Source organism: Bacillus sp. FSL K6-1012, from assembly GCF_037964915.1.
Classification (GTDB): Bacteria; Bacillota; Bacilli; order Bacillales; family Bacillaceae; genus Bacillus; species Bacillus halotolerans.
In genome coordinates this window covers 1,494,532-1,515,519 of sequence record NZ_CP150175.1, presented here as the reverse complement: position 1 = coordinate 1,515,519, position 20,988 = coordinate 1,494,532, and the positions used below count along the sequence as shown (strand labels likewise).

General features: G+C 42.0%; 18 protein-coding genes. 8 read left to right on the top strand and 10 right to left on the bottom strand.

Annotated features, from left to right (window positions below; genetic code table 11):
* The first annotated feature begins 27 nt into the window (after positions 1 to 27).
* From NSS75_RS07900 to NSS75_RS07885, 4 genes are all read left to right on the top strand, one after another.
* Positions 28 to 888, top strand: a complete 861-nt coding sequence (locus tag NSS75_RS07900; protein WP_024121214.1) for a metallophosphoesterase — start codon at positions 28 to 30, stop codon at positions 886 to 888.
* 57 nt (positions 889 to 945) lie between these two features.
* Complete coding sequence (locus tag NSS75_RS07895) at positions 946 to 1,440, top strand: L,D-transpeptidase family protein (protein ID WP_081638296.1); 495 nt, start codon at positions 946 to 948, stop codon at positions 1,438 to 1,440.
* Positions 1,441 to 1,515: 75 nt separating this feature from the next.
* Positions 1,516 to 2,808: an MFS transporter gene (locus NSS75_RS07890; RefSeq protein ID WP_044156081.1), complete on the top strand. Its 1,293-nt coding sequence runs from the start codon at positions 1,516 to 1,518 to the stop codon at positions 2,806 to 2,808.
* A gap of 125 nt (positions 2,809 to 2,933) precedes the next feature.
* Entirely contained in the window at positions 2,934 to 3,398 is a 465-nt protein-coding gene (locus NSS75_RS07885; protein WP_268498101.1) for a YkyB family protein, read from the top strand.
* 42 nt (positions 3,399 to 3,440) lie between these two features.
* Here NSS75_RS07885 and cheV read toward each other — a convergent pair whose 3' ends face one another.
* Positions 3,441 to 4,352 (bottom strand): chemotaxis protein CheV, encoded by a 912-nt coding sequence (gene cheV, locus NSS75_RS07880; protein ID WP_024121210.1) that lies wholly within the window; start codon positions 4,350 to 4,352, stop codon positions 3,441 to 3,443.
* A gap of 207 nt (positions 4,353 to 4,559) precedes the next feature.
* On the opposite strand from cheV, the gene NSS75_RS07875 reads away from it, so the two are divergent.
* Together NSS75_RS07875 and NSS75_RS07870 are read left to right on the top strand one after the other, a co-directional pair.
* Positions 4,560 to 4,721: a hypothetical protein gene (locus NSS75_RS07875; RefSeq protein WP_003238943.1), complete on the top strand. Its 162-nt coding sequence runs from the start codon at positions 4,560 to 4,562 to the stop codon at positions 4,719 to 4,721.
* A gap of 201 nt (positions 4,722 to 4,922) precedes the next feature.
* Complete coding sequence (locus NSS75_RS07870; protein ID WP_024121208.1) at positions 4,923 to 6,092, top strand: aminotransferase A; 1,170 nt, start codon at positions 4,923 to 4,925, stop codon at positions 6,090 to 6,092.
* A 10-nt stretch (positions 6,093 to 6,102) separates the two neighbouring features.
* Here the strand turns inward: NSS75_RS07870 and kinA are convergent, their stop codons facing one another.
* Together kinA and NSS75_RS07860 are read right to left on the bottom strand one after the other, a co-directional pair.
* Positions 6,103 to 7,935, bottom strand: a complete 1,833-nt coding sequence (gene kinA, locus NSS75_RS07865) for a sporulation histidine kinase KinA (protein WP_268498103.1) — start codon at positions 7,933 to 7,935, stop codon at positions 6,103 to 6,105.
* Between the two features lie 162 nt (positions 7,936 to 8,097).
* Positions 8,098 to 10,212 (bottom strand): penicillin-binding protein 2, encoded by a 2,115-nt coding sequence (locus tag NSS75_RS07860; protein ID WP_142396192.1) that lies wholly within the window; start codon positions 10,210 to 10,212, stop codon positions 8,098 to 8,100.
* A 338-nt stretch (positions 10,213 to 10,550) separates the two neighbouring features.
* On the opposite strand from NSS75_RS07860, the gene NSS75_RS07855 reads away from it, so the two are divergent.
* Positions 10,551 to 11,330, top strand: a complete 780-nt coding sequence (locus tag NSS75_RS07855; protein WP_024121205.1) for a CAP domain-containing protein — start codon at positions 10,551 to 10,553, stop codon at positions 11,328 to 11,330.
* A 39-nt stretch (positions 11,331 to 11,369) separates the two neighbouring features.
* Here the strand turns inward: NSS75_RS07855 and NSS75_RS07850 are convergent, their stop codons facing one another.
* Both NSS75_RS07850 and NSS75_RS07845 read right to left on the bottom strand, forming a co-directional pair.
* Positions 11,370 to 12,236 (bottom strand): NAD(P)-dependent oxidoreductase, encoded by an 867-nt coding sequence (locus NSS75_RS07850; RefSeq protein WP_339236861.1) that lies wholly within the window; start codon positions 12,234 to 12,236, stop codon positions 11,370 to 11,372.
* A 137-nt stretch (positions 12,237 to 12,373) separates the two neighbouring features.
* The gene (locus NSS75_RS07845) at positions 12,374 to 14,341 is read right to left on the bottom strand and encodes a methyl-accepting chemotaxis protein (protein WP_095714838.1); all 1,968 of its coding nucleotides are present in this window, start codon (positions 14,339 to 14,341) and stop codon (positions 12,374 to 12,376) included.
* 157 nt (positions 14,342 to 14,498) lie between these two features.
* On the opposite strand from NSS75_RS07845, the gene NSS75_RS07840 reads away from it, so the two are divergent.
* Complete coding sequence (locus NSS75_RS07840) at positions 14,499 to 15,164, top strand: GNAT family N-acetyltransferase (protein WP_339237591.1); 666 nt, start codon at positions 14,499 to 14,501, stop codon at positions 15,162 to 15,164.
* A 29-nt stretch (positions 15,165 to 15,193) separates the two neighbouring features.
* Here NSS75_RS07840 and splB read toward each other — a convergent pair whose 3' ends face one another.
* The 5 genes from splB to ptsG form a co-directional block, all read right to left on the bottom strand.
* Entirely contained in the window at positions 15,194 to 16,222 is a 1,029-nt protein-coding gene (splB, locus tag NSS75_RS07835) for a spore photoproduct lyase (protein WP_024121198.1), read from the bottom strand.
* Between the two features lie 77 nt (positions 16,223 to 16,299).
* Positions 16,300 to 16,539, bottom strand: coding sequence for a splAB operon transcriptional regulator SplA (gene splA, locus NSS75_RS07830; RefSeq protein WP_044156104.1), 240 nt, complete (start codon positions 16,537 to 16,539; stop codon positions 16,300 to 16,302).
* A 90-nt stretch (positions 16,540 to 16,629) separates the two neighbouring features.
* A complete protein-coding gene (ptsP, locus tag NSS75_RS07825) occupies positions 16,630 to 18,342 on the bottom strand; it encodes a phosphoenolpyruvate--protein phosphotransferase (protein WP_024121196.1) in 1,713 nt (570 codons plus the stop codon).
* Complete coding sequence (locus NSS75_RS07820) at positions 18,342 to 18,608, bottom strand: phosphocarrier protein HPr (RefSeq protein WP_010334034.1); 267 nt, start codon at positions 18,606 to 18,608, stop codon at positions 18,342 to 18,344. The genes ptsP and NSS75_RS07820 overlap by 1 nt, the downstream gene beginning before the upstream one ends.
* Before the next feature lie 98 nt (positions 18,609 to 18,706).
* On the bottom strand, positions 18,707 to 20,806 hold the full coding sequence (gene ptsG / locus NSS75_RS07815) for a PTS glucose transporter subunit IIABC (RefSeq protein WP_339236858.1): 2,100 nt from the start codon (positions 20,804 to 20,806) through the stop codon (positions 18,707 to 18,709).
* Positions 20,807 to 20,988 lie beyond the last annotated feature (182 nt).

The window sequence follows — 20,988 nt, the reverse complement described above, 5'->3', positions numbered from 1 at the left end:
AAAAACTCTACTAAAGGTTGGTTTGAAATGAAAAAGATGTCCAGAAGACAATTTTTAAAAGGAACGCTCGGCGTTTTTGCGGCCGGGGTTTTAACGGCCAGCGGGGGATATGGCTATGCCCGCTATCTGGAACCGCATATGATTGAAACTACTAAACACACGATTAAAAGCTCTCTCATTCCCCATGGATTTGACGGTTTTAAAATCGTGCAGTTCAGTGATACACATTTAAGCGATTATTTTACGCTTGAAGACTTTAGAACTGTCATCCTGACGATCAATGAAACTAAGCCTGATTTAATTGTTTTTACCGGGGATATTATCGATAACCCTGATACGTATCAACATTATCAGGCAGTGATTCCTTTTTTGAGAAAGCTGCAAGCACCCTTCGGCAAGTTTTGTGTTTACGGCAATCATGATCACGGCGGCTATGGAACCGATGCTTATAAAAGCCTGATGTCATCAGGAGGTTTTACGGTATTTCGCAACGCCTATCAAAAATTGGCGCTCACAGACGGCAGCGAAATTGAGATCGCTGCGCTCGATGATTTAATGCTCGGCAAGCCCGATTATGAAGGCACCCTATCGAAACTAAGCGAGAGGCTGTTTTCCATTTTGCTCGTCCATGAGCCTGATGCTGCCTTGAATACAAAAACATATCCTGTCAATCTGCAGCTATCCGGACACACACACGGCGGGCAGATCCAGCTGCCCTTCTACGGACCGCTTATTACGCCTCCGTACGGAAAAGTCTATACCGAAGGAATGTACCAAACAGGCGACACTCATATTTATGTGAACCGCGGCCTCGGGATGACGAGACTGCCTTTGCGATTTCTGGCTAAACCTGAAATCACAGTCTTTACATTAAAAAGCACAACTTAATGTAGCAGAATGGGTTCCTCATCAATACTTATAAATAAAAAAGGGAGGATGAGGAAACTGCTTACGTACCAGATTAAACAAGGCGATACACTCACCAGCATCGCGGCCGATTTCAGAATCAGCACCGCTGCTTTGATTCAAGCCAACCCTTCGCTGCAATCAGGAGTTATCGCCGGACAGCGCATTGTCATCCCCGGTCTGCCGGACCCAAATACGATCCCATATCATATTGCAGTCTCTATTGGGGCTAAAACCCTTACTTTGTACCAAAATAATCAGGTAATAAAAACTTATCCGATCGCCGTCGGTAAAATATTGACACAAACACCAACTGGCGAGTTCTATATTATTAACCGCCAACGCAATCCCGGCGGCCCATTTGGCGCTTATTGGCTGAGCCTTTCAAGGCAGCACTATGGAATACACGGAACGAATAATCCCGCTTCGATTGGCAAGGCTGTGTCTAAAGGCTGTATCCGCATGCATAACAAAGATGTTCTAGAACTCGCTTCAATTGTGCCAAACGGAACAAGAGTCATGATTAACCGGTAATGTTTTCTTATTTGTTTCAAAAACAGGCGGTTTATAATATGATAAAGTGGGACCTTTAGGGTAAGGAGCGTTTTTATGGATATATTTAAAAATCGTAATTTTGTTCGTCTATTTTTCGCAGCACTCGCTTCTCAAATGGGCACGACAGTAGGCAACATGGCATTTGCTTTTTTCTTGCTGGACCGCTTCAGCAGCCAGCCTTCTTATACAACCTTGGCTGAACTGATGTATTCCCTTCCTACAGTATTTGTGTTTTTGCTTGTAGGAGTCGTTGCGGACCGGTTTGACAGAAAAAAAGTCGCGGAAAACTGTGATTGGATCAGAGCCGCCCTGACTGTCGTACTTTTTTTCACTTTATTTACCGGCAATATTCCTCTTGTTTTCTGTATTTTGTTTGTCAGAAGCGCTGTAACCAAGTTTTTCTTTCCTGCAGAAAACAGTTTAGTACAAGCCATCCTGCCGAAGGAGCATTATGCGAAAGCGGCCGGGCTTAATCAGATGCTTTTTAGTATCTTTATGGTATTTGGCGTTGGAATCGGTGCTTTTATGTATAACACAATCGGAATTCATGGAGCGATTATTCTTGATTTTGTCAGCTTTATTATTTCCGGCCTGCTTATCCGCACCTGCCGGATTCCGAAAGAAGCCAGACAGCCGAACGGCACATTTAACTGGAGACAAGCTTCCGTCAAGGATTCGATAAACGATTTTAAGGAAGGCATTGTCTACATTTTAAAAAACAAGCTGCTGGCCTCTCTTATTTTCGGTTTCTTTGTTTTTGGTTTTGTGAACGGAGGATTTGCTGTATTGCCAATGTTTACAATGAAGTATGGACTGGCCCCCGACCGTTATGAATGGCATACATCAGTATTTACGATCGCAATCGGGTTTGGTCTTTTGGCAGGAAGTGTGATCGGCACGTTAATCTCTAAAAAAGTGAAGCCTCACTTTTTAATGTCGGTGCCGATTTTAATTGCGGGCTTGCTGATTTTTGTCCTTGGCTACACCAAAGTTTTATGGGTGTACTATGCAACTACTTTTGTACTGGGGATGTGCATCGGTCCGGTAAACATCGCCATTGGGGGATGGATGCCTAAGATTGTCCATCCGAAGCTGATGGGACGTGTAAGCGGCTGGCAAGATCCTTTTATGATGTTTGCGCAGTCTTTGACACTTGGCTTAGTGGCGCTGTTATTCCCTAAGTTTGTATCAAACATCGATTATCTGTATTACGGCATGGGCGTTTTCATCTTAGCTGTTTTCATTTTCTATTTTGTCGCACTGCCAAAATACAGTGCGCAGGCTGTAGAAGTGAATGTACAGGAAACATTTCAGGCTCAGCCGAAAAAGAAAGCAAAATCTGTATAATATAAGTTGAAAATGCGCTTTTTTTCCATAGAAAAAGCGCATTTTTGCATTCAATATTTGCATTTCAACCATAAAAAAGTATAATCTAATCATAAGAAATTTGATAAGAGCAAAGGAGAGAAATAATGGACGACCATGCATACTCGAAAGATCTGCAGCCAACCGTAGAAAATCTTTCAAAAGCAGTTTACACTGTGAACCGCCATGCAAAAACCGCCCCCAACCCTAAATACCTATATCTGCTGAAAAAACGGGCTTTGCAAAAGCTTGTCAAAGAAGGTAAAGGAAAAAAAATAGGGCTTCATTTTTCAAAAAATCCAAGGTTCAGCCAACAGCAATCGGACGTGCTTATCTCAATCGGAGACTACTATTTTCACATGCCTCCAACTAAAGAAGACTTCGAACATCTTCCGCATTTAGGTACACTTAATCAGTCGTACCGAAATCCAAAAGCTCAAATGTCTTTAACAAAAGCAAAACACCTATTGCAAAAATACGTCGGCATGAAAGAAAAGCCGCTTGTGACGAATCGCCAGCAGACCGCTTATCATAAACCTGTCTTTAAGAAACTCGGCGAGAGTTATTTTTAATCAAAAAAGCCGATGCCACTTATGGCATCCGGCTTTTTTTTATTAATCGATCACATACGTATCCACTTTTTTAATCAGATCGCTGATTTCCGGCTTGCTGATTTGCTCATCGGCGCCGACCACTTCTCCCCGGTGACGCAAATCATCTGTAATTAATGATGAGAAAATCATAATCGGCACATCAGAACTCTTCGGATTGTCTTTAAGCAGCTTTGTCAGCCTGTGTCCGTCCATTTTCGGCATTTCAATATCACTGATGATCATATCGATTTGTTCTGTTAAATCATTGCCGCTTTCGGTAAGGTTCATGATATAGTCATATGCGTCTTTTCCATTCTCAAACGCTGTAATATTGTTGTATCCGGCTTCGGTTAATTCATCTTTTAAGAGACGCATCAGAAGCGGTGAGTCTTCTACAATGATAAGCTTTTTATCAGTTCTTCTTTCATCAAAGCCCTCGGTATGCATATTGTACGTATCAACACCTGAGTCTGATTCGATATCATAGATGATTTTTTCATAATCAGGCAAAAAGATCATCGTTTCTTCCAGTTTGATAATCCCTGTGAGGTGCCGCTCCATTCCTTGATTTAAGGAAGTCGGTTTTTCAATCGCTTCCCATGAAACTCTATGAATTTGAGAAACAGACCCGACATGGAAAACAATTTTTCGCTTATTAAATTCGGTTACGATATACTTCTCGTCTTTTGATCCCTCAGGCTCCACCCCGAAAAAGGAAAACAGGCTGATGACTGGGAGAATTTCTCCTCTTAGTTTAATCATTCCTTCTACATGCTGGTGGGAGTGAGGCACTGATGTGACCTCGACAGGCTGAATAATCTCTCTTACTTTCATGACGTTAATGCCGAAAGCATTGCCACCAACGCCAAACTTCACAATTTCTAATTCATTTGTACCAGAATCCAATAAAATTTCGTATTGTTGTAACGACAATTCAATCCCTCGCTATTCGCATTCAGTATTGTACTGTATATATCGGCGAAAATTATAAAAAATGAATGGTGAGGCTATTCAAAATCCTATTCTGGCGACAGTTATGCTGATAACCTTAAAAAAAGAAACTTTTTTCCTAATCACCATTGACTTTCCAACTGACAGTGATAAAATAGTCAAGGATTTTTCCAAAGAAGGGTGTAAATAATGGGTACTTTAGTAATATTTAAAGAAAATGAAATGACTGTTTTAGAGGATATCAGTGAAGAGACTTATCTTCATATGAAGAAAGAATCTGCTGATCTTCAAGAAGAGCATCCCCCGTACATGATTTGGCACGAAGACCTTCATTTTGACTATGGTTATTGATGAAATTGGCACATATAAACAATAATAGAACATGATACAATAAAGACAATCAAATCGCTGGTTGTCTTCTTTTTTTCTGAGAAGGAAGGTATGTTTAGTAAATAGGCGCATACAATCGAAATATATAGGTTAAAAAGGTGACAAATGGCCAGCTAGTGGTAAAATAGGAGAAACTCATTATATATATTAAGGTGATGAATTATGGAACATTTGCTGAATCCGAAAGCCAGAGAAATTGAAATTTCAGGAATACGCAAATTCTCAAATCTTGTATCTCAACACGAAAATGTCATTTCACTTACGATCGGCCAGCCTGATTTTTTCACGCCGCATCATGTGAAAGCTGCCGCAAAAAAAGCCATTGATGACAATGTTACGTCATACACTCCAAATGCCGGCTACCTGGAATTGAGACAAGCTGTTCAGCTTTATATGAAGAAAAAAGCGGACTTCAACTATGAAGCTGAAAGTGAAATAATGATCACAACGGGAGCGAGCCAAGCCATTGATGCAGCTTTCCGCACCATTCTGTCTCCCGGCGATGAAGTCATTATGCCAGGTCCGATATACCCGGGTTATGAACCTATCATCAATTTATGCGGTGCCAAGCCTGTCATTGTTGACACGACGTCTCACGGGTTTAAACTCACAGCCCGGCTGATTGAAGAAGCTCTGACTCCCAATACCAAGTGTGTCGTACTTCCTTATCCGTCAAACCCTACCGGTGTGACATTATCTGAAGAAGAGCTGAAAAGCATCGCGGCTCTATTAAAAGGCAGAAATGTCTTCGTATTGTCAGACGAAATATACAGCGAATTAACATATGACAGACCGCACCATTCGATTGCAACACATTTGCGGGATCAAACCATTGTCATTAACGGCTTGTCAAAGTCCCACAGCATGACGGGATGGAGAATCGGATTTTTATTCGCTCCGAAAGACATAGCAAAACACATTTTAAAGGTTCATCAATACAATGTGTCATGTGCGTCCTCTATTTCTCAGAAGGCAGCGCTTGAAGCTGTGACTAACGGATTTGACGACGCCCTGATTATGAGAGAGCAGTACAAAAAACGGCTCGATTATGTGTATGACCGCCTCGTGTCTATGGGTCTTGATGTCGTAAAACCGTCTGGCGCATTTTATATTTTTCCTTCTATTAAATCCTTTGGGATGTCTTCGTTTGACTTTAGTATGGCTCTTTTGGAGGATGCTGGTGTGGCGCTTGTGCCCGGCAGCTCGTTCTCAGCGTTTGGTGAAGGATATGTAAGGCTGTCTTTTGCATACTCGCTGGACACATTAAGAGAAGGATTAGATCGTTTAGAATTATTTGTACTAAAGAAAAGGGAATCGATGCAGACGATATAAACAACGGCGTTTAAGCCGTTGTTTTATTTTTTGGAAATGAGATTTTAAACGCTGTGCCTTTATCCGGCTGGCTGTCTACATGGATAACGCCTTGATGATTCTCAATGATATTAAATGTTACCATCAGCCCGAGTCCCGTTCCCTTTTCTTTTGTCGTTAAAAATGGTTCTCCAATACGGTTGAGCACCTTTTCAGGTATGCCCTCCCCTTCGTCCTTGACGGTAACATGAACAGAATGCTTATCCTCTGTTACGATAATGTCTACAGTGCCTCCGTCAGGCATAGATTCTACTGCATTTTTTATTAAATTAATGAATACCTGCTTCAGCTGATTTTGGTCCCCGTTTATATAAATGCTGTCTTTCTCATAACGGGTTCTGATGAAAATCCCGTTTAAATTCGCCTGGGTTTCCAGCAGCGCAGAGACTTCACCAATTAGTTTTTTTAAGTTCAAATGCTCTTTCACGGCATTCTGCTGGGGCTTCGCCAGCATCAGCAGTTCACTGAGTATTAATTCAATTCGGCTGAGCTCAGAGAATACAATGTCAAAATAATGTTCATTTCCTTCCATCGTCGGTTTCATCAGCTGTAAAAACCCTTTGATCGCGGTCAGCGGATTGCGGATCTCATGCGCGATTCCCGCTGCGAGCTGTCCTGCGATAGATAACTTTTCTGATTTAAGCATGAGTTCCTCTGTTTGTTTTCTCTCAGAAATATCACGCAGAATGACTTGGACAGCCGCTTCACCGAAAAAGGTCGTCGGAATGCAGACCATCTCCGTGTAGATGACCCTGTTCTGAAAGGTAAACCATGATTGTTTAACGATTTCCGATTCTGTTTTTTGCTCGGCAATGTTTTGGATTCTCTCTTTCACGTCCTCATGATCGCAAGGGTGGAGCTGATCGTATATATTTTTGCCGATTAAATCCTCATAGGTCGCCGCTTCAAACAGCGAAATTCCCGACTCATTCATAAACACCCATTTCCCATTATGAATCACAGCAATAGTATCGATTGAATTTTGAATCAGCAGCTGATATCGTTCACGGCTTTTTTGCAGGATGGTTTGGAATTTTTTCCTTGAAGAGATATCGATTAGCAGAAGCAGTTCAGCCTGCTGGTTTTTGTAGACGGTCGGGGACGCTTTCACTTCTAAATGAACAGGTGTGCCATCAAGCCTTTTCCACGTCTGTTCAATCATTCCGACTTCTATTCCTTTTTGCATTCGTATAATTCTGTTTTTCACGATATCATGATACTCTTCCTCAATAAATTCATAGGACCATTTGCCAATAACAGCATCCTTGCTTTTTGCTCCCAGCATGGAAAGCATCGCGCTGTTTACATAGACGATTTTGCCGCTGACACTGATGCATAGCGGGCTTGGAAGATTTTCAACTAGCCGCTCATAATCATCCGTTATATATGTAGTTGATTCCGGGTTCTCAGGCTCAATTTCATGTTTTTCGCAGTTAAGAGGCTGATGCCCGGACTCTTCTTCGAGAATCTTCATTTTCAAAATGATTTCCCGTTCCGTCCGCTCAGCTCTCGTCGTCACAATTTCTACTGCAGCCTCCACCCATACAATCGTATGATCTTTTTTAATGAAACGAAAGGTGCACGGCATCAGATGATGTTCATTATAAAAATAGCTTTCAACTAAAAATTGGTCTTCCTCATGCAGAAATGTCTTGAGGAATGATCCGATCATTTCTCCCTGGAGATAACCCAGATACAGTTTGGAGTTGGCTGATATATAAATGATGCGTCCATTAGAAGCCAAGACTGCATGAATATCGGTTTTCGTTTGAAATGGCTTAACATACTGCGTATCCTGTTCCACAGAATCCCTCCTTTGCATGATCATCATGTTCGACATTTACAGATTGACTTTTACCTAGTATGATTCGCTAGAAAATGAGTATTCTCCTTCTATTCTTATAGTGATCTCTAATTTTTGAGTAAAAGAAAGGGCACACAATCTGTCAGATGTGCACCCTGTTTTTTATTTTTTGCTATTTTTCTTTTCGAGCTCTGCGTAAGCGTGTATGGCTCTTTTGGCGATAATTTTATTGATTTTATCGTCATCATCTACTGACGGCACAACGACACTAAAGGCGACCTTAGGTTTTTTTGACGGATAATAACCGACAAATGTTAAGTTATACGTTTTTTTCCCCCACCAATTCCGATTTGTGCCGTAATAAAATGTTTCTGCTGTTCCAGTTTTTCCCGATACATCTTCTGTAAAAGTATTTTTAGCTGTTCCTGAAGAGGTTACTAATTTCATACCTGTTTGCACTTGCTGCAAATCACTTTGGGAATTATTGATCTTATTCAGCACTTTAGGTTTCCTTTGCTCGATTGCCTTACCGAGTTCATCTTTTTTGCCTGGCTCATGTATGCTTGTGACGATTCTAGGCTGTACACGGTACCCTCCGTTTGCAATCACAGAAATGTACTGCGCCATCTGAAGCGGTGTATATGTATCATATTGACCAATTGCCAAGTCTAAAATTAAGCCCCCTACAACATCAGGTGTCGTTTGCATTCCTGCAGATTCCTGCGGCAGGTCAACACCAGTCTTGACTCCAAGGCCAAACTGGCTGTAGTAATTTCTCATTTTGAGCAGATCCTTCTGATCAGCAGGAAGCGGTCCACGCGGCTTATACGTTACCCCAGCTATATGCATAGCAACATTAAACATATATACGTTTGAACTTTTTTGCAAAGCCGTTAATTCATTGATGGTTCCCATATTTGTGTAAGATTTTTTTATGAGGTTCGTTCCTAAATACATCGGTGCATCATGGAAATATTTATAATGCGGAATCCCATCCTGATAGCCCGCGAGAACGGTTGCACCCTTTACTGCTGATCCCATTTCATATTGGGTTGTAAAAGCACCGATCGCATAATCTTGAATCTTATTTGTTTCTAAATCTATCTTTTTTCCTGCCATCGACAAAATATCGCCGTTATTCGGATCCATCATCACAACAAAGGCCCGGTCAAGCATATAGTTTCCGCGTGCGCGGCTATTTCTCACTTCTTCTTCCACAATCTTTTCTACCTTTGCCTGCAGCTCCATGTCAAATGAAAGCCGAAGATCATAGCCCCTGCTGCCTTTGTCGATTGTTTTCTGGCTGACGACATTTCCTTTATTGTCTTCCACGTATTCCACTTTTTCTTTATGAGAATTTAAATAGTCCTCATATTGATACTCCAAATAACTTTTGCCGACTCTGTCATTACTCGCATAGCCTCTCGTAACATAAAAGTCTTTCCGGTCGCTGAGCAGCCCTTGATCAGGTGTTGTGACACCTCCAAAAACGGAATAAAGTGTTTTGTCATAAGGGTATTTTCGTGTCCAATCGTTTACGACATCTATCCCCGGCAGCTCTTCTAAATGCTCAGACACAATAGAAATTTCATCATATGTTAAATCATTTTTCGGTCTTTGCGAGGAGTTTTTCTTTTCATCAAGCAATGATCCATTTTTGCCGTTGCCGTTGCTGTCATTTGGGTCCATCGCTTTTACAATCTGAGGTTCATACGCATTCCCGCTTGAAAATCTTGTGTATATGGCCGCGGTTTGCATTTCTTCGTCATCCCGCTGGATGGCCTTCAATTCTTCAGCCGGGACGCGTTCAACTTGAAGCTTGTAAGCCTGTGTCCCCTTCAGATTGCTTTCAGATTCCTTTAACAGGCCGAGAGCTTTTTTTGGATGAGAAGCGAGCCAGTAATCACGTAAATCTCTATCCTTTAAAAATTCGGTATCAATATCGATCAAAGCGGCAAGCCGTTTAGCTGTTTTGATTTTGTCCTCTGTTTTTGTGCTTGATGTTGAGACATACACAATTTCCGGCACGCTCTGGTTATCAACAGCCACTTTCTCGTTTCTGTCATACATCTTCCCCCGAGGCGCTGGGTAATACGCTGTCTTCGCATTAGCTTTCTCAGCGTTTTCTTCATGCTGTTCGCCTTCGACAATTTGAACAACGCCAAGCTTAAAGATTAATGCAGTAAATAGAACAAAGACCGCTAGGAAATACAGATTCATTCTGATTGCTCTGTTTCCTTTGCGCTTTTTCTTTGGTTCACGTCCTATTTCAGTCACTTCTGGTTACCCCTCTCAAATCATTCAATATATTTACATATACTGTTTTTAATTGTAACACCTTTGTAATAGTTGTTACAGCGAAAAGAGATAAAAAAAGTTGTCAATATTGAAATACATTAAAATATAACTAACGATTCAAAAAATAGGAAGCTATGTAACTGTGAGATAAAGTCACTACATACGCGTTACTCGCTTGCCATCAGCGGTTCAGCGCGTTTTGATTACAAAAATGACAATCGCCATTTGTCAAAGGAAAGTGATGGATTCTTTATGACAAAAAAGCTATGTTATGATTTTTTTGTAGAAAACAAACAACTCTAGGAGGTTACGAACTAATGAAAAAAGCATTTATTTTATCAGCTGCCGCTGCGGTGGGATTATTCACATTCGGAGGCGTACAGCAAGCATCAGCGAAAGAACTCTCCTGCCAGCCTGTGGTAACGGTCAAAACGGGGAACACAGTGCAAAACCTTACACTTAAGGATGTAGTGAAAAAGCTACATATTAAAACAAATATAAAAACACTAAACGCGGCTAACGAAAAAGATCTCGAGAAGCTTCTTCAAAAGCACGCGAAACAATCCAACATGAAGATTCAGGATGTTCAAAAGCCGGAAGCTGCAAAGCCAGCCCAAAAGGCTCCTGAAAAAGCCGCTGCTGATAAAAGCACTGCTGCTAAAGCACCGGCTACTCCTGAAAAAACAAGCAATAATACAACAACAGCTGCACCTTCATCTGTAAGTGCATATGAGAAAAAAGTTGTTGAGCTGACAAATGCAGAAAGACAAAAACAAGGTTTAAAACCGCTACAAATTGATGAAACATTAAGCAAATCTGCACATGCAAAATCACAGGATATGAAAGACAAGAACTATTTTGATCACCAAAGCCCAACTTACGGCTCACCGTTTGATATGATGAAATCTTTCGGAATCAGCTACAAAACAGCTGGTGAAAACATTGCTAAAGGACAAAAAACACCTGAAGAAGTAGTAAAAGCTTGGATGAACAGTGAGGGCCACAGAAAAAACATTCTTAACCCTAACTTCACACACATCGGTGTCGGTTATGTTGAATCCGGCAGCTACTGGACACAGCAATTCATCGGAAAATAATAAAAAAGAGATTGCCTGTTTTGGACAGGCAATCTCTTTTTATTTCACCCAAAGCTTATATATACTTTGGGTCCCGCTGTTTTCTTCTCCTTGTGCGGCAAGTTGGTCATATAATGATTTCGCAAGCGACAAGCCTGGCATTTCTTCACCCATTAATTCAGCTTCCTCTAAAGCAATTCCCATATCTTTGATAAAATGCTTTACATAAAATCCTGGCTCGAAATCACCTTTCAGCATACGCGGGGCGAGATTTGATAATGACCAGCTTCCTGCCGCTCCAGTTGTAATGCTCTTCAGGACATTTTCCGGCTGAAGGCCTGATTTTTGGGCATAAGCCATCGCTTCGGCTACACCGATCATACCTGCTGCAATCGCGATTTGATTACACATCTTTGTGTGCTGTCCGCTTCCTGCCGACCCTTGATATTGAATATTCTCTCCCATTAAAGTGAAGATGGGCAGGCAAGCTTCAAACGCTTCTTTTTCTCCTCCGACCATAATCGCCAGTGTTCCGTTTTGCGCGCCAATGTCACCTCCTGAAACAGGTGCGTCTAAGGCAAATAATGATTTTTCTTTGGCTGTCTCCGCAATTTTTTTGGCTAATGACGGTTTGGAAGTCGTCATATCAATGAGATACGCGCCTTTTTTAGCATTTTCAATAATTCCGCTGCTGCCGAAATACACTTCTTCTACATCACTGGGATAGCCTACCATTGTAATAATGATATCTGCTTCTTTCGATAGATCTTTTACAGTGTCTTTCCACACCGCGCCTTTTTCCAGTATGCTGTCCGCTTTTGCTTTTGTCCGGGTATACACCAATACGTGATGTCCATCTTTAAGGATATGTGAAGCCATACTGTTTCCCATTACTCCAAGACCGATAAAACCGACTGTTTTTTTCAAGAAAATTCCCCCAGACGTTAGATTTCATTTAGTTAAAATTTATCATTTTCTAGACTACCATATCTAGTAATCATATAGTAGAGTCTAAAAAATAAAAAAACCCAAAACTTGAAAAAGTCCTGGGTATCCAATGATGATTATAATGTAAATTTAGCAATAGCGTTCATAAGCTCTTGGCTTGCATGTTTTAATGTATCAGTTGAGTGTTTGACTTTCTCAAGCGTGATCAGCTGTTCATCGGTTGAGGCGTTGACTTCCTCCGCTGCAGCAGCCGATTCCTGTGATATAGCTGAGATACTTTGAATCGCTTCAGAAATGGCAAACTGTTCTTCACTCATTCTTTGTATTTCTTCGTAAATTTGATCAATACCTTGAACAAGTGACTGCATTTCCGCGGTGATGGTGTTTAATACTTCACCAGTCTCATGAATTGCGCTGTTTTGTTCATCATTCATTTTACTTGCTTCAACCATTGCATGGGAAGCCTCTTTTGTTTCAAGCTGAATCAGCTTCACTGTCTCACTGATATGCTTGGTGGAAAGCGCTGACTGCTCGGCAAGCTTCCGCACCTCTTCAGCCACGACTGCAAATCCGCGTCCGCTTTCACCGGCTCTGGCTGCTTCAATACTGGCATTTAAGGCAAGTAAATTGGTTTGATCCGAAATATTTGAAATCGCAGTAACCACTTCTTCAATATTCTTCGTTTGATTTTCCAAATCCAGCAGCATCGTTTCGACTTTCTTTGTTTCCGTATTGGCTTCGTTTGATTTCATCAGCAGCTGGCCGAGCGCGTCAAGCCCTTTATAGCTTGCATCCTCTGAGGATTTTGAACGTGCTTTCATGCCGCCTGCCTGATCAGCAATTCGTCTGATTTTAGCAGACAGGTTTTCTGATTTTTCGTTAATGGTCTCAACTTCTGAAGCCTGTTCCGTTGCCCCTGCTGCCACTTCTTCGATCGCTTTCGCAATTTGTCCACTCGTTTCATTGGTTTCAGCGGAGACAGCTGTTAATTGTTCAGAGGTGTCAGACACTTTTCCTGAAGAATGTCTGACTTGTTCCACCATTTCCTTCATGTTTTCAACCATCTGATTAAAGTCTCTTGTTAACATGCCGACTTCATCCTTGGTCTTTGACTCTGCATGCACTGTCAAATCGCCTGCAGAGACGGCCTTTGTTTTTGCAATCAGCTGCTGGATCGGCCCGGTTATTGTTTTGGCGAGGAAGTAGCTGAGAATAATCGTCACCGCCAGCGCGATGAGTGAGATGAAAAGGTTCGCCCGATTCATTTTATCTGAAATCCACATTAATTGATTTGTGTCAAATTGTGTTCCGACTTTCCATCCCGTTTCTCCAACCGTTTGATACACAATCATTTTTCCCTTTGCATCTTGTATCCCGTTTTTGTCAGATGCAATGGTTTTTAATGTTTGGTCCTTGGAGATATTTGTTCCTTGGTTTGACGGATGTGCTAAAAGATTGCCGCTTGCATCAGCTAAAAAAGCAAAGCCATTGTATGGCACCTTTTGCTTATTTACCATGGTCTGGATGGAAGAAAGTTTCAGATCATAACTGGCAACGCCTATCACCTTCTGCCCGTCAAGAACTGCTTTTGAGGCTGTGACGATCATTTCTCCCGTCACGACATCTTTATAGGGTTCCGTCCAGACGACTTTATCCGGTGTTTCAGCCGCGCGCTTATACCATGGTCTAGAAACCGGATCATAATCTTCTGCAAATTCTGCTTTCGGATATGTAAACATTTCTTTTTTTGCGGTGCCTATATAGGCCATCGCCACATAATCATCGTTTTCTTTAATTTGTTTAATGTCATCATTAAACAGCCTGGCAGCTTCTTTACTTGAATTTGTCACAAACGCACGTGTTAACTCTCCATTTGCCAATCTTAACAGCGAAATGTCATAACTCTTTAATTGCAGTTCGATATTTTGTTCAAGCGAGTTTGTTACGTTTTGTGTCGTGTTTTTCCCATCCTCTGTAATCATCGGTTTTAACGTCAGGTAAGAAGAAAGCATCAAAAGAACAACTGTGACGATTAACATGATAGAAACGAAAACAGCAATCTTCATGTGAAGTTTTTTAAACAAACCAATCCCCTCCTATTTTCTATATCGGCCTTTTCACCCAAAAAATGAATAAACATAAAATAAATTATAATGAAATTACAAGATATTTACTGAAAATTCAAACTGATTGTGTTTCAGCAGTTTGGATTACGATATAATAAACAGCACAAGGAGAGTGATTGTCATTTTTAAACAGATGTATGTCCATAATGGCATTAAATTTGAGCGGCTGACGATCAGAAATTATTCAAGAACAGACATTGAGGGATTGCTTTCTCTGCAGAAAGAGTGTTTCCCCCCTCCATTTCCGCAGGAATTGCTGTGGTCAGAAGAACAGCTTGACAGCCATATCAACACCTTTCCGGAAGGCGCCTTATGCGCGCTGGTTAATGGTGAAATCGTCGGTTCGATGACTTCCCTTATCGTGCAATTTGATCCTGATGCTCCCGAGCATACATGGGCGGAGACAACAGATAACGGCTATATTACATGTCATGATCCGCAGGCAAATACGTTATATGTAGTTGATATTTCGGTTTCACCGCATTACCGGAAGCTTGGAATAGGGAAATGGCTGATGAATACGATGTATGAATTAGCCGTTGAAAAGCGAATGGAACGGTTACTCGGCGGCGGACGTATTCCTTTTTATCATAAGTGCGCCCATAAGATCAGTGCTTCACAATATGTAGAGGATGTTATAGAAGGAAAAAAGAAAGATCCTGTACTGTCATTTCTCCTCCATTGCGGCCGTTCACCGCTCTGCATCGTCAGCAATTATTTGGACGATGAAGAATCCTTGAATTACGGGGTTTTGATGGAGTGGAAAAATCCCTTTTTATGAAAAAACGAGCTGTAAAGCTGACAGCCCGTTTACGTGAAATATTCAATTTTTGCATTAGGAAAATACGTATCGATATAAGATTCAAGCGTTTCCCGAAGCACATGCTCTTCATCTTTCTGATAAATATATTTTCCGATCCCGTAGCGTCCCCATTTATAGCGCCGCTTTTCTTCATCTAACTCAAGCTTTGTTTTTGGATAATTCTTCTCAATGACTCGTTTCGCCGGCTTCGTAAATCGATGCTGAATCAATTCAAAGGTAATATCATGTCTGACATCTTGCGGCAAAGCGGCATCAAGTTTTTCAAACAGATGTCTGTATCCTTCCTCCCAGCCTTCATGGATGTAAATCGGCGCAACAATAAAGCCTAGCGGGTAGCCTGCTTTCGCTACTTTTACAGCCGCTTCAATCCGTTTATCGAGAGGAGAAGTTCCCGGCTCAAAATTCTTAATCACATAATCAGCATTTATGCTGAATCTGAATCTTGTTTTCCCGTTATGTTTCGCATCCAAAAGGTGATCAACATGGTGAAACTTCGTGACAAATCTGAGCTTGCCAAGCTCACTCTGTCCAAAATGTTCAATGGCGTGCTTGAGCGTATGTGTCAAATGGTCGATGCCCACAATATCCGAGGTACATGAAGCTTCAAACCTTGTAAACTCCGGTGCACGTTCTTTCATATACTGATCCGCCTGGTCCAAGATTTCTTCGACATTTACATAGGTTCTGATATAAGGTTTTGTTCCCATTGTGGTTTGTAAATAGCAGTAATGGCAATGCCCCATACAGCCTGTCGCAAACGGGATCGCATATTCAGCTGACGGTTTTGAAGAATCAAACTTTAATGTTTTTCGGACACCGATTACTAAAGTTGATTTTGCATTACGGTATTGCTGAAGATGGTTTTTACCAGGAATATTGCGCACTTGGTTATGGGACGTCGTTTCTCTGATTTCGATGCCCATTTTTTCAAATTTATCATGTAATTCCTGTGCCAATGGATATTCCATTGCTCTCGGTTCAATATAAACGAGCTGCGGAACAAATGGGTTCTGCATGGTGCCACATCCTTTTCCTTTTCTACCGTTACTTTTCTCATAAGGCGGAAAGGATATGAGTTGTAATGTTTTCCTTGTTACTCGTACGGATCGATATCAAATAATTCTTTGTAAAGTGTTTTTGCTTCTTCATAGCTTGCAAAAACAGCATCATCCTCAGCAAACGGATGATAGGTTTCAAATATAAACAGGGAAAGCTCACCCTCATGGTATGGGTGATGCACAATTTCAGCTTCCTTTATATGAGCAACATTGGCGGCGTGCGGATTTCTGTAGATGACGTAGACTGTATCTCCTGCGTTAAATTCGTTTGACATTCTATCCCTCCTAGCCATGTTATTGTGCCCCGCTGCATCCCTGATTATGAAAAAAACCAGACAGGCCGGAGGCCGTCTGGTTTTTGTGAATTACTTGAATGTTTCTTTTACGAACGCGACAACTTCTTCTGTCGTGCTCATAGATAAGATTTTCTCTTTGAATGACTCAGCTTCTTGTTTAGACAATTTGCTGATTTGTGTTCTTGCCGGAAGGATAGAAGTTGCGCTCATTGAGAACTCATCTAAGCCTAAGCCAAGAAGAATCGGAATCGCAATTTCATCTCCTGCCATTTCTCCGCACATGCCGACCCATTTTCCTTCTTTATGTGCCGCTTCAATTACAAGTGTAATTAAGCGAAGGATTGCAGGGTTGTATGGCTGATACAGGTAAGCTACACGTTCATTCATACGGTCAGCTGCCATTGTGTATTGGATCAAATCATTTGTTCCGATACTGAAGAAGTCAACTTCTTTAGCAAACTGATCAGCGATAACTGCAGTTGACGGAATCTCAACCATCATACCGACTTCGATGTCGTCAGATACAGTTTGTCCCGCTTTGACAAGCTTTTCTTTCTCTTCAAGAAGGATCGCTTTCGCTTCTTTGAATTCGTTAACTGTCGCAATCATAGGGAACATGATTTTCAAGTTTCCGTATGTACTTGCACGAAGCAGCGCGCGAAGCTGTGTTCTGAAGATTTCTTGCTCTTCAAGGCAAAGACGAATTGCTCTGTAGCCCAAGAACGGGTTCATTTCTTTAGGAAGCTGCAGGTAAGGAAGCTCTTTGTCTCCGCCGATATCAAGTGTCCGAACGACAACTGATTTTCCTTCCATACGCTCAAGAACCGTTTTGTAAGCGTCAAACTGCTCATCTTCTGTAGGCAGCTGATCTCTTCCCATGTAAAGGAATTCTGTACGGTAAAGACCAACTGCTTCTCCGCCGTTTTCAAGAACACCCTTCACATCATCAGGAGTACCGATATTCGCTGCAAGCTCTACATGATGGCCGTCTTTTGATACAGTCGGTTCATTGACCAGCTTCGCCCACTCAGCTTTTTGAGCTAAATAAGCGTTATGTTTTTCTTCATACTCTTTTACAGTTTCCGCAGAAGGATCGATAATGACATCGCCATTAATACCGTCAACGATAACAGTCACGCCGTTTTGGATCGTGCCTGTAGCCGCTTTCGTTCCGACAACTGCAGGAATCTCAAGAGAACGCGCCATGATGGCAGAGTGAGATGTGCGTCCGCCGATATCAGTTGTGAATCCTTTTACGAACTCACGGTTTAATTGAGCCGTGTCAGACGGTGTTAAGTCTTCAGCTACAATAATAACTTCTTCTGAAATCATGCTTGGGTTTGGAATTTCAACGCCAAGCAGGTGGCCCGTTACGCGTTTTGTTACGTCGCGGATATCTGCCGCACGCTCTTTCATGTATTCATTATCCATAGATTCAAACATGGTAACGAACATAGAAGACGTTTCTTTTAAAGCGAATTCAGCGTTTACAGAATCAGAGCTGATTTTTTCTTTCACAGGATTCAGAAGCTCAGGGTCACTGAGAACTAAAAGGTGAGCAGAAAAAATATCAGCTTTATCCTGACCCAGTTCTTTCAAAGCATGCTCTTTGATTTTTTCGAGCTCTTCTTTAGAACGTGCAATCGCTTCATCAAAACGGCTTACTTCCGCTTCAGAATCAGAGATGTTTTTCTTTTCAACCGTTAAATCTGGCTCTTCAAGCCGGTACGCTTTTGCAATCGCGATGCCGGCTGAAGCACCAATCCCTTTTAATTCTTGCATTACTCGCCGAGTCCTTCGCTTTTCATTGTTTCTTCTAAAGCGTTAAGAGCATCGTTTTCGTCAGCGCCAGCAGCAGAAATTGTGATTTCAGCGCCTTTAGCGATTCCAAGAGACATAACACCCATGATTGATTTAAGGTTTACAGTTTTGCCGTTATATTCCAAATTAACGTCAGCGTCGTATTTGCTTGCAGTTTGTACAAGAACTGTTGCAGGACGAGCGTGAATTCCAGAATCTGCAGTTACTTTGAATGTTTTTTGTGCCATTTTTATCATTCTCCTTTTAACTTAAAGCTATATTACTTCACAATATTATATCATACAGCCGTACTTGTCATCTGACAAGCACAGCGTACTATATACCCTTATTTTTCAATCTTCACAATGTCTTCTTGCTCTCTGTTAACTGATCCGCTTGCCTTAATGCTGACTGTTTCTCCTTCAGCAAGGTTCGTAAATACGATCGGTGTCATGAGAGATGGTACATTCGGTTTTACTGCGTCCAAATCAACTTCAAGAAGCTTTTGTCCAGGCTCAACGCGGTCCCCTTCTGATACGAAAGACGTAAACCCTTCGCCCTTGAGGCTGACCGTATCAATGCCGAAGTGGATCAAAATTTCTTTTCCACCGTCGGATTGCAGGCCGATTGCATGTTTTGTCGGGAAAACATTTAATATTTTTCCTCGTACCGGAGAAACGACGATGCCTTCAGAAGGAAGGATCGCAAAGCCGTCACCCATCATTTTTCCTGAGAAGACTTGGTCAGGAACATCAGTAATCGGGTGAATTTCTCCAGCAATGGGAGAAACAAAGACTTCCTCGCCAATTTCATTTTGCAGCGGTTCTGCAATGACTTCCTCAACCTGCTGCCCTAATTCTTCCTCAGCGGATGTTTTCGGTTCAGGTCTTGGTTTGCGTCCCGCGATGATGTCCTGCATTTGTGTTTTTAATCCGTCAGAACGCGGTCCGAAAATCGCCTGAATATTGTTGCCCACTTCCAGAACCCCGGAGGCGCCAAGCTGCTTCAGACGGTCTTTATCAACCTTTTTCTGATCGTTTACTGTCACACGAAGACGAGTGATACAAGCATCAAGGTGTTTGATGTTTTCCTGGTCACCCATTGCCTGCAGGATCTCGTAAGGAAGGTCGCCTGCTTCTCCTGTTTTCCCGGATGCTGCTGTTTCAGCTGAAGCATCCTCACGGCCTGGTGTTTTCAGATTAAATTTGCGGATCGCAAATCGGAATCCGAAGTAGTAAATAACCGCAATCCCTAAACCAACAGGGATGACAAGCCACCATGCCGTCCGGTTCGGTAAAATGCCGAAAAGGAAGTAGTCAATTAAACCGCCGGAGAATGTCATACCAATCTTAACATTCAACAGCTGCATGACCATGAATGAAAGCCCTGCAAACAAACAGTGAATCGCAAATAGGACAGGGGCAACGAATAGGAATGAGAATTCCAATGGCTCTGTGATCCCTGTCAGGAAGGATGTCAGTGCTGCTGAACCCATAATACCTGCAACAAGCTTTTTGTTTTGCGGTTTTGCTTCATGATAAATCGCAAGTGCCGCAGCAGGAAGACCAAACATCATAAATGGATATTTACCTGTCATGAACGTACCTGCTGTTAATTGTACGCCGTCTTTAATCTGCGCCATAAAGATGCGCTGATCCCCGCGGATGATCTCTCCGGCTGCACTTTTGTAGCTGAAGAATTCATACCAGAACGGCGAGTAGAAAATATGATGCAGACCAAATGGAATAAGCGACCGTTCAATGACCCCGAAGATAAATGCAGCTAGGGTTGGATTCGCTTCCACTAATCCAGTTGAAAAAGCATTCAATCCATGCTGGATCGGAGGCCAGATCACTAACATAATAAGACCCAGAATCAGTGCGGAAATTGACGTAATAATCGGTACGAAACGTTTACCCGCAAAGAAACCAAGATATTGCGGCAATTCAATTGTATAAAATTTGTTAAACAACAATGCTGCCAGCACACCGACGATAATACCGCCGAATACCCCTGTCGCCAAGGTAGGTATGCCGAGCATGTTTACATATGCCGGGTGGTTTTCCGTGAAGAACTTGGCTCTTTCGATTGAATCGGAAGGAATGGTTCCGTTTGCAAGAAGAACCGCACTCATGGATACGTTCATCACCAGATAACCGATAATTGCTGCTATCCCGGCAACTCCATCTCCGTTGGCAAGCCCGATGGCTACACCTACTGCGAAAAGAAGCGGAAGGTTATCGAAAACAATCTGCCCAGCGCTTTCCATCACACCCGCTACGAGCTGAACATTGTCATTGCTTAGGAAATGCAGGACTTGAATCATGTCCTTGTTTTGCATTGCATTCCCGATCGCAAGCAAAATACCCGCCGCAGGAAGAATCGCAACTGGAAGCATAAGCGCACGCCCGATTTTTTGGAGAACGCCGAATAATGCTTTAAACATAAGAATTGACCTCCTCTTTTTACTAGTCTGACCTTACAGCTAAAAATCATGACAACGAATTCACAGGCGTAAGTCTTCCAGTTTAACCGTTTACATTTGCCCTTTTACACAACAAAAAAGGCATGAGCAAAATAGGGTGCGCAAAAGAACGAGAATGACCTTCCCGTTTTTTCCCCTCAATC

Coding starts and splice junctions, on each gene's coding strand:
- NSS75_RS07870 (WP_024121208.1), top strand. CDS start 4,923: ATGGAACATTTGCTGAATCCGAAAGCCAGAGAAATTGAAATTTCAGGA.
- splB (WP_024121198.1), bottom strand. CDS start 16,222: ATGCAGAACCCATTTGTTCCGCAGCTCGTTTATATTGAACCGAGAGCA.
- NSS75_RS07875 (WP_003238943.1), top strand. CDS start 4,560: ATGGGTACTTTAGTAATATTTAAAGAAAATGAAATGACTGTTTTAGAG.
- NSS75_RS07855 (WP_024121205.1), top strand. CDS start 10,551: ATGAAAAAAGCATTTATTTTATCAGCTGCCGCTGCGGTGGGATTATTC.
- NSS75_RS07900 (WP_024121214.1), top strand. CDS start 28: ATGAAAAAGATGTCCAGAAGACAATTTTTAAAAGGAACGCTCGGCGTT.
- NSS75_RS07890 (WP_044156081.1), top strand. CDS start 1,516: ATGGATATATTTAAAAATCGTAATTTTGTTCGTCTATTTTTCGCAGCA.
- splA (WP_044156104.1), bottom strand. CDS start 16,539: ATGTCAAACGAATTTAACGCAGGAGATACAGTCTACGTCATCTACAGA.
- NSS75_RS07820 (WP_010334034.1), bottom strand. CDS start 18,608: ATGGCACAAAAAACATTCAAAGTAACTGCAGATTCTGGAATTCACGCT.
- ptsG (WP_339236858.1), bottom strand. CDS start 20,806: ATGTTTAAAGCATTATTCGGCGTTCTCCAAAAAATCGGGCGTGCGCTT.
- NSS75_RS07885 (WP_268498101.1), top strand. CDS start 2,934: ATGGACGACCATGCATACTCGAAAGATCTGCAGCCAACCGTAGAAAAT.
- ptsP (WP_024121196.1), bottom strand. CDS start 18,342: ATGCAAGAATTAAAAGGGATTGGTGCTTCAGCCGGCATCGCGATTGCA.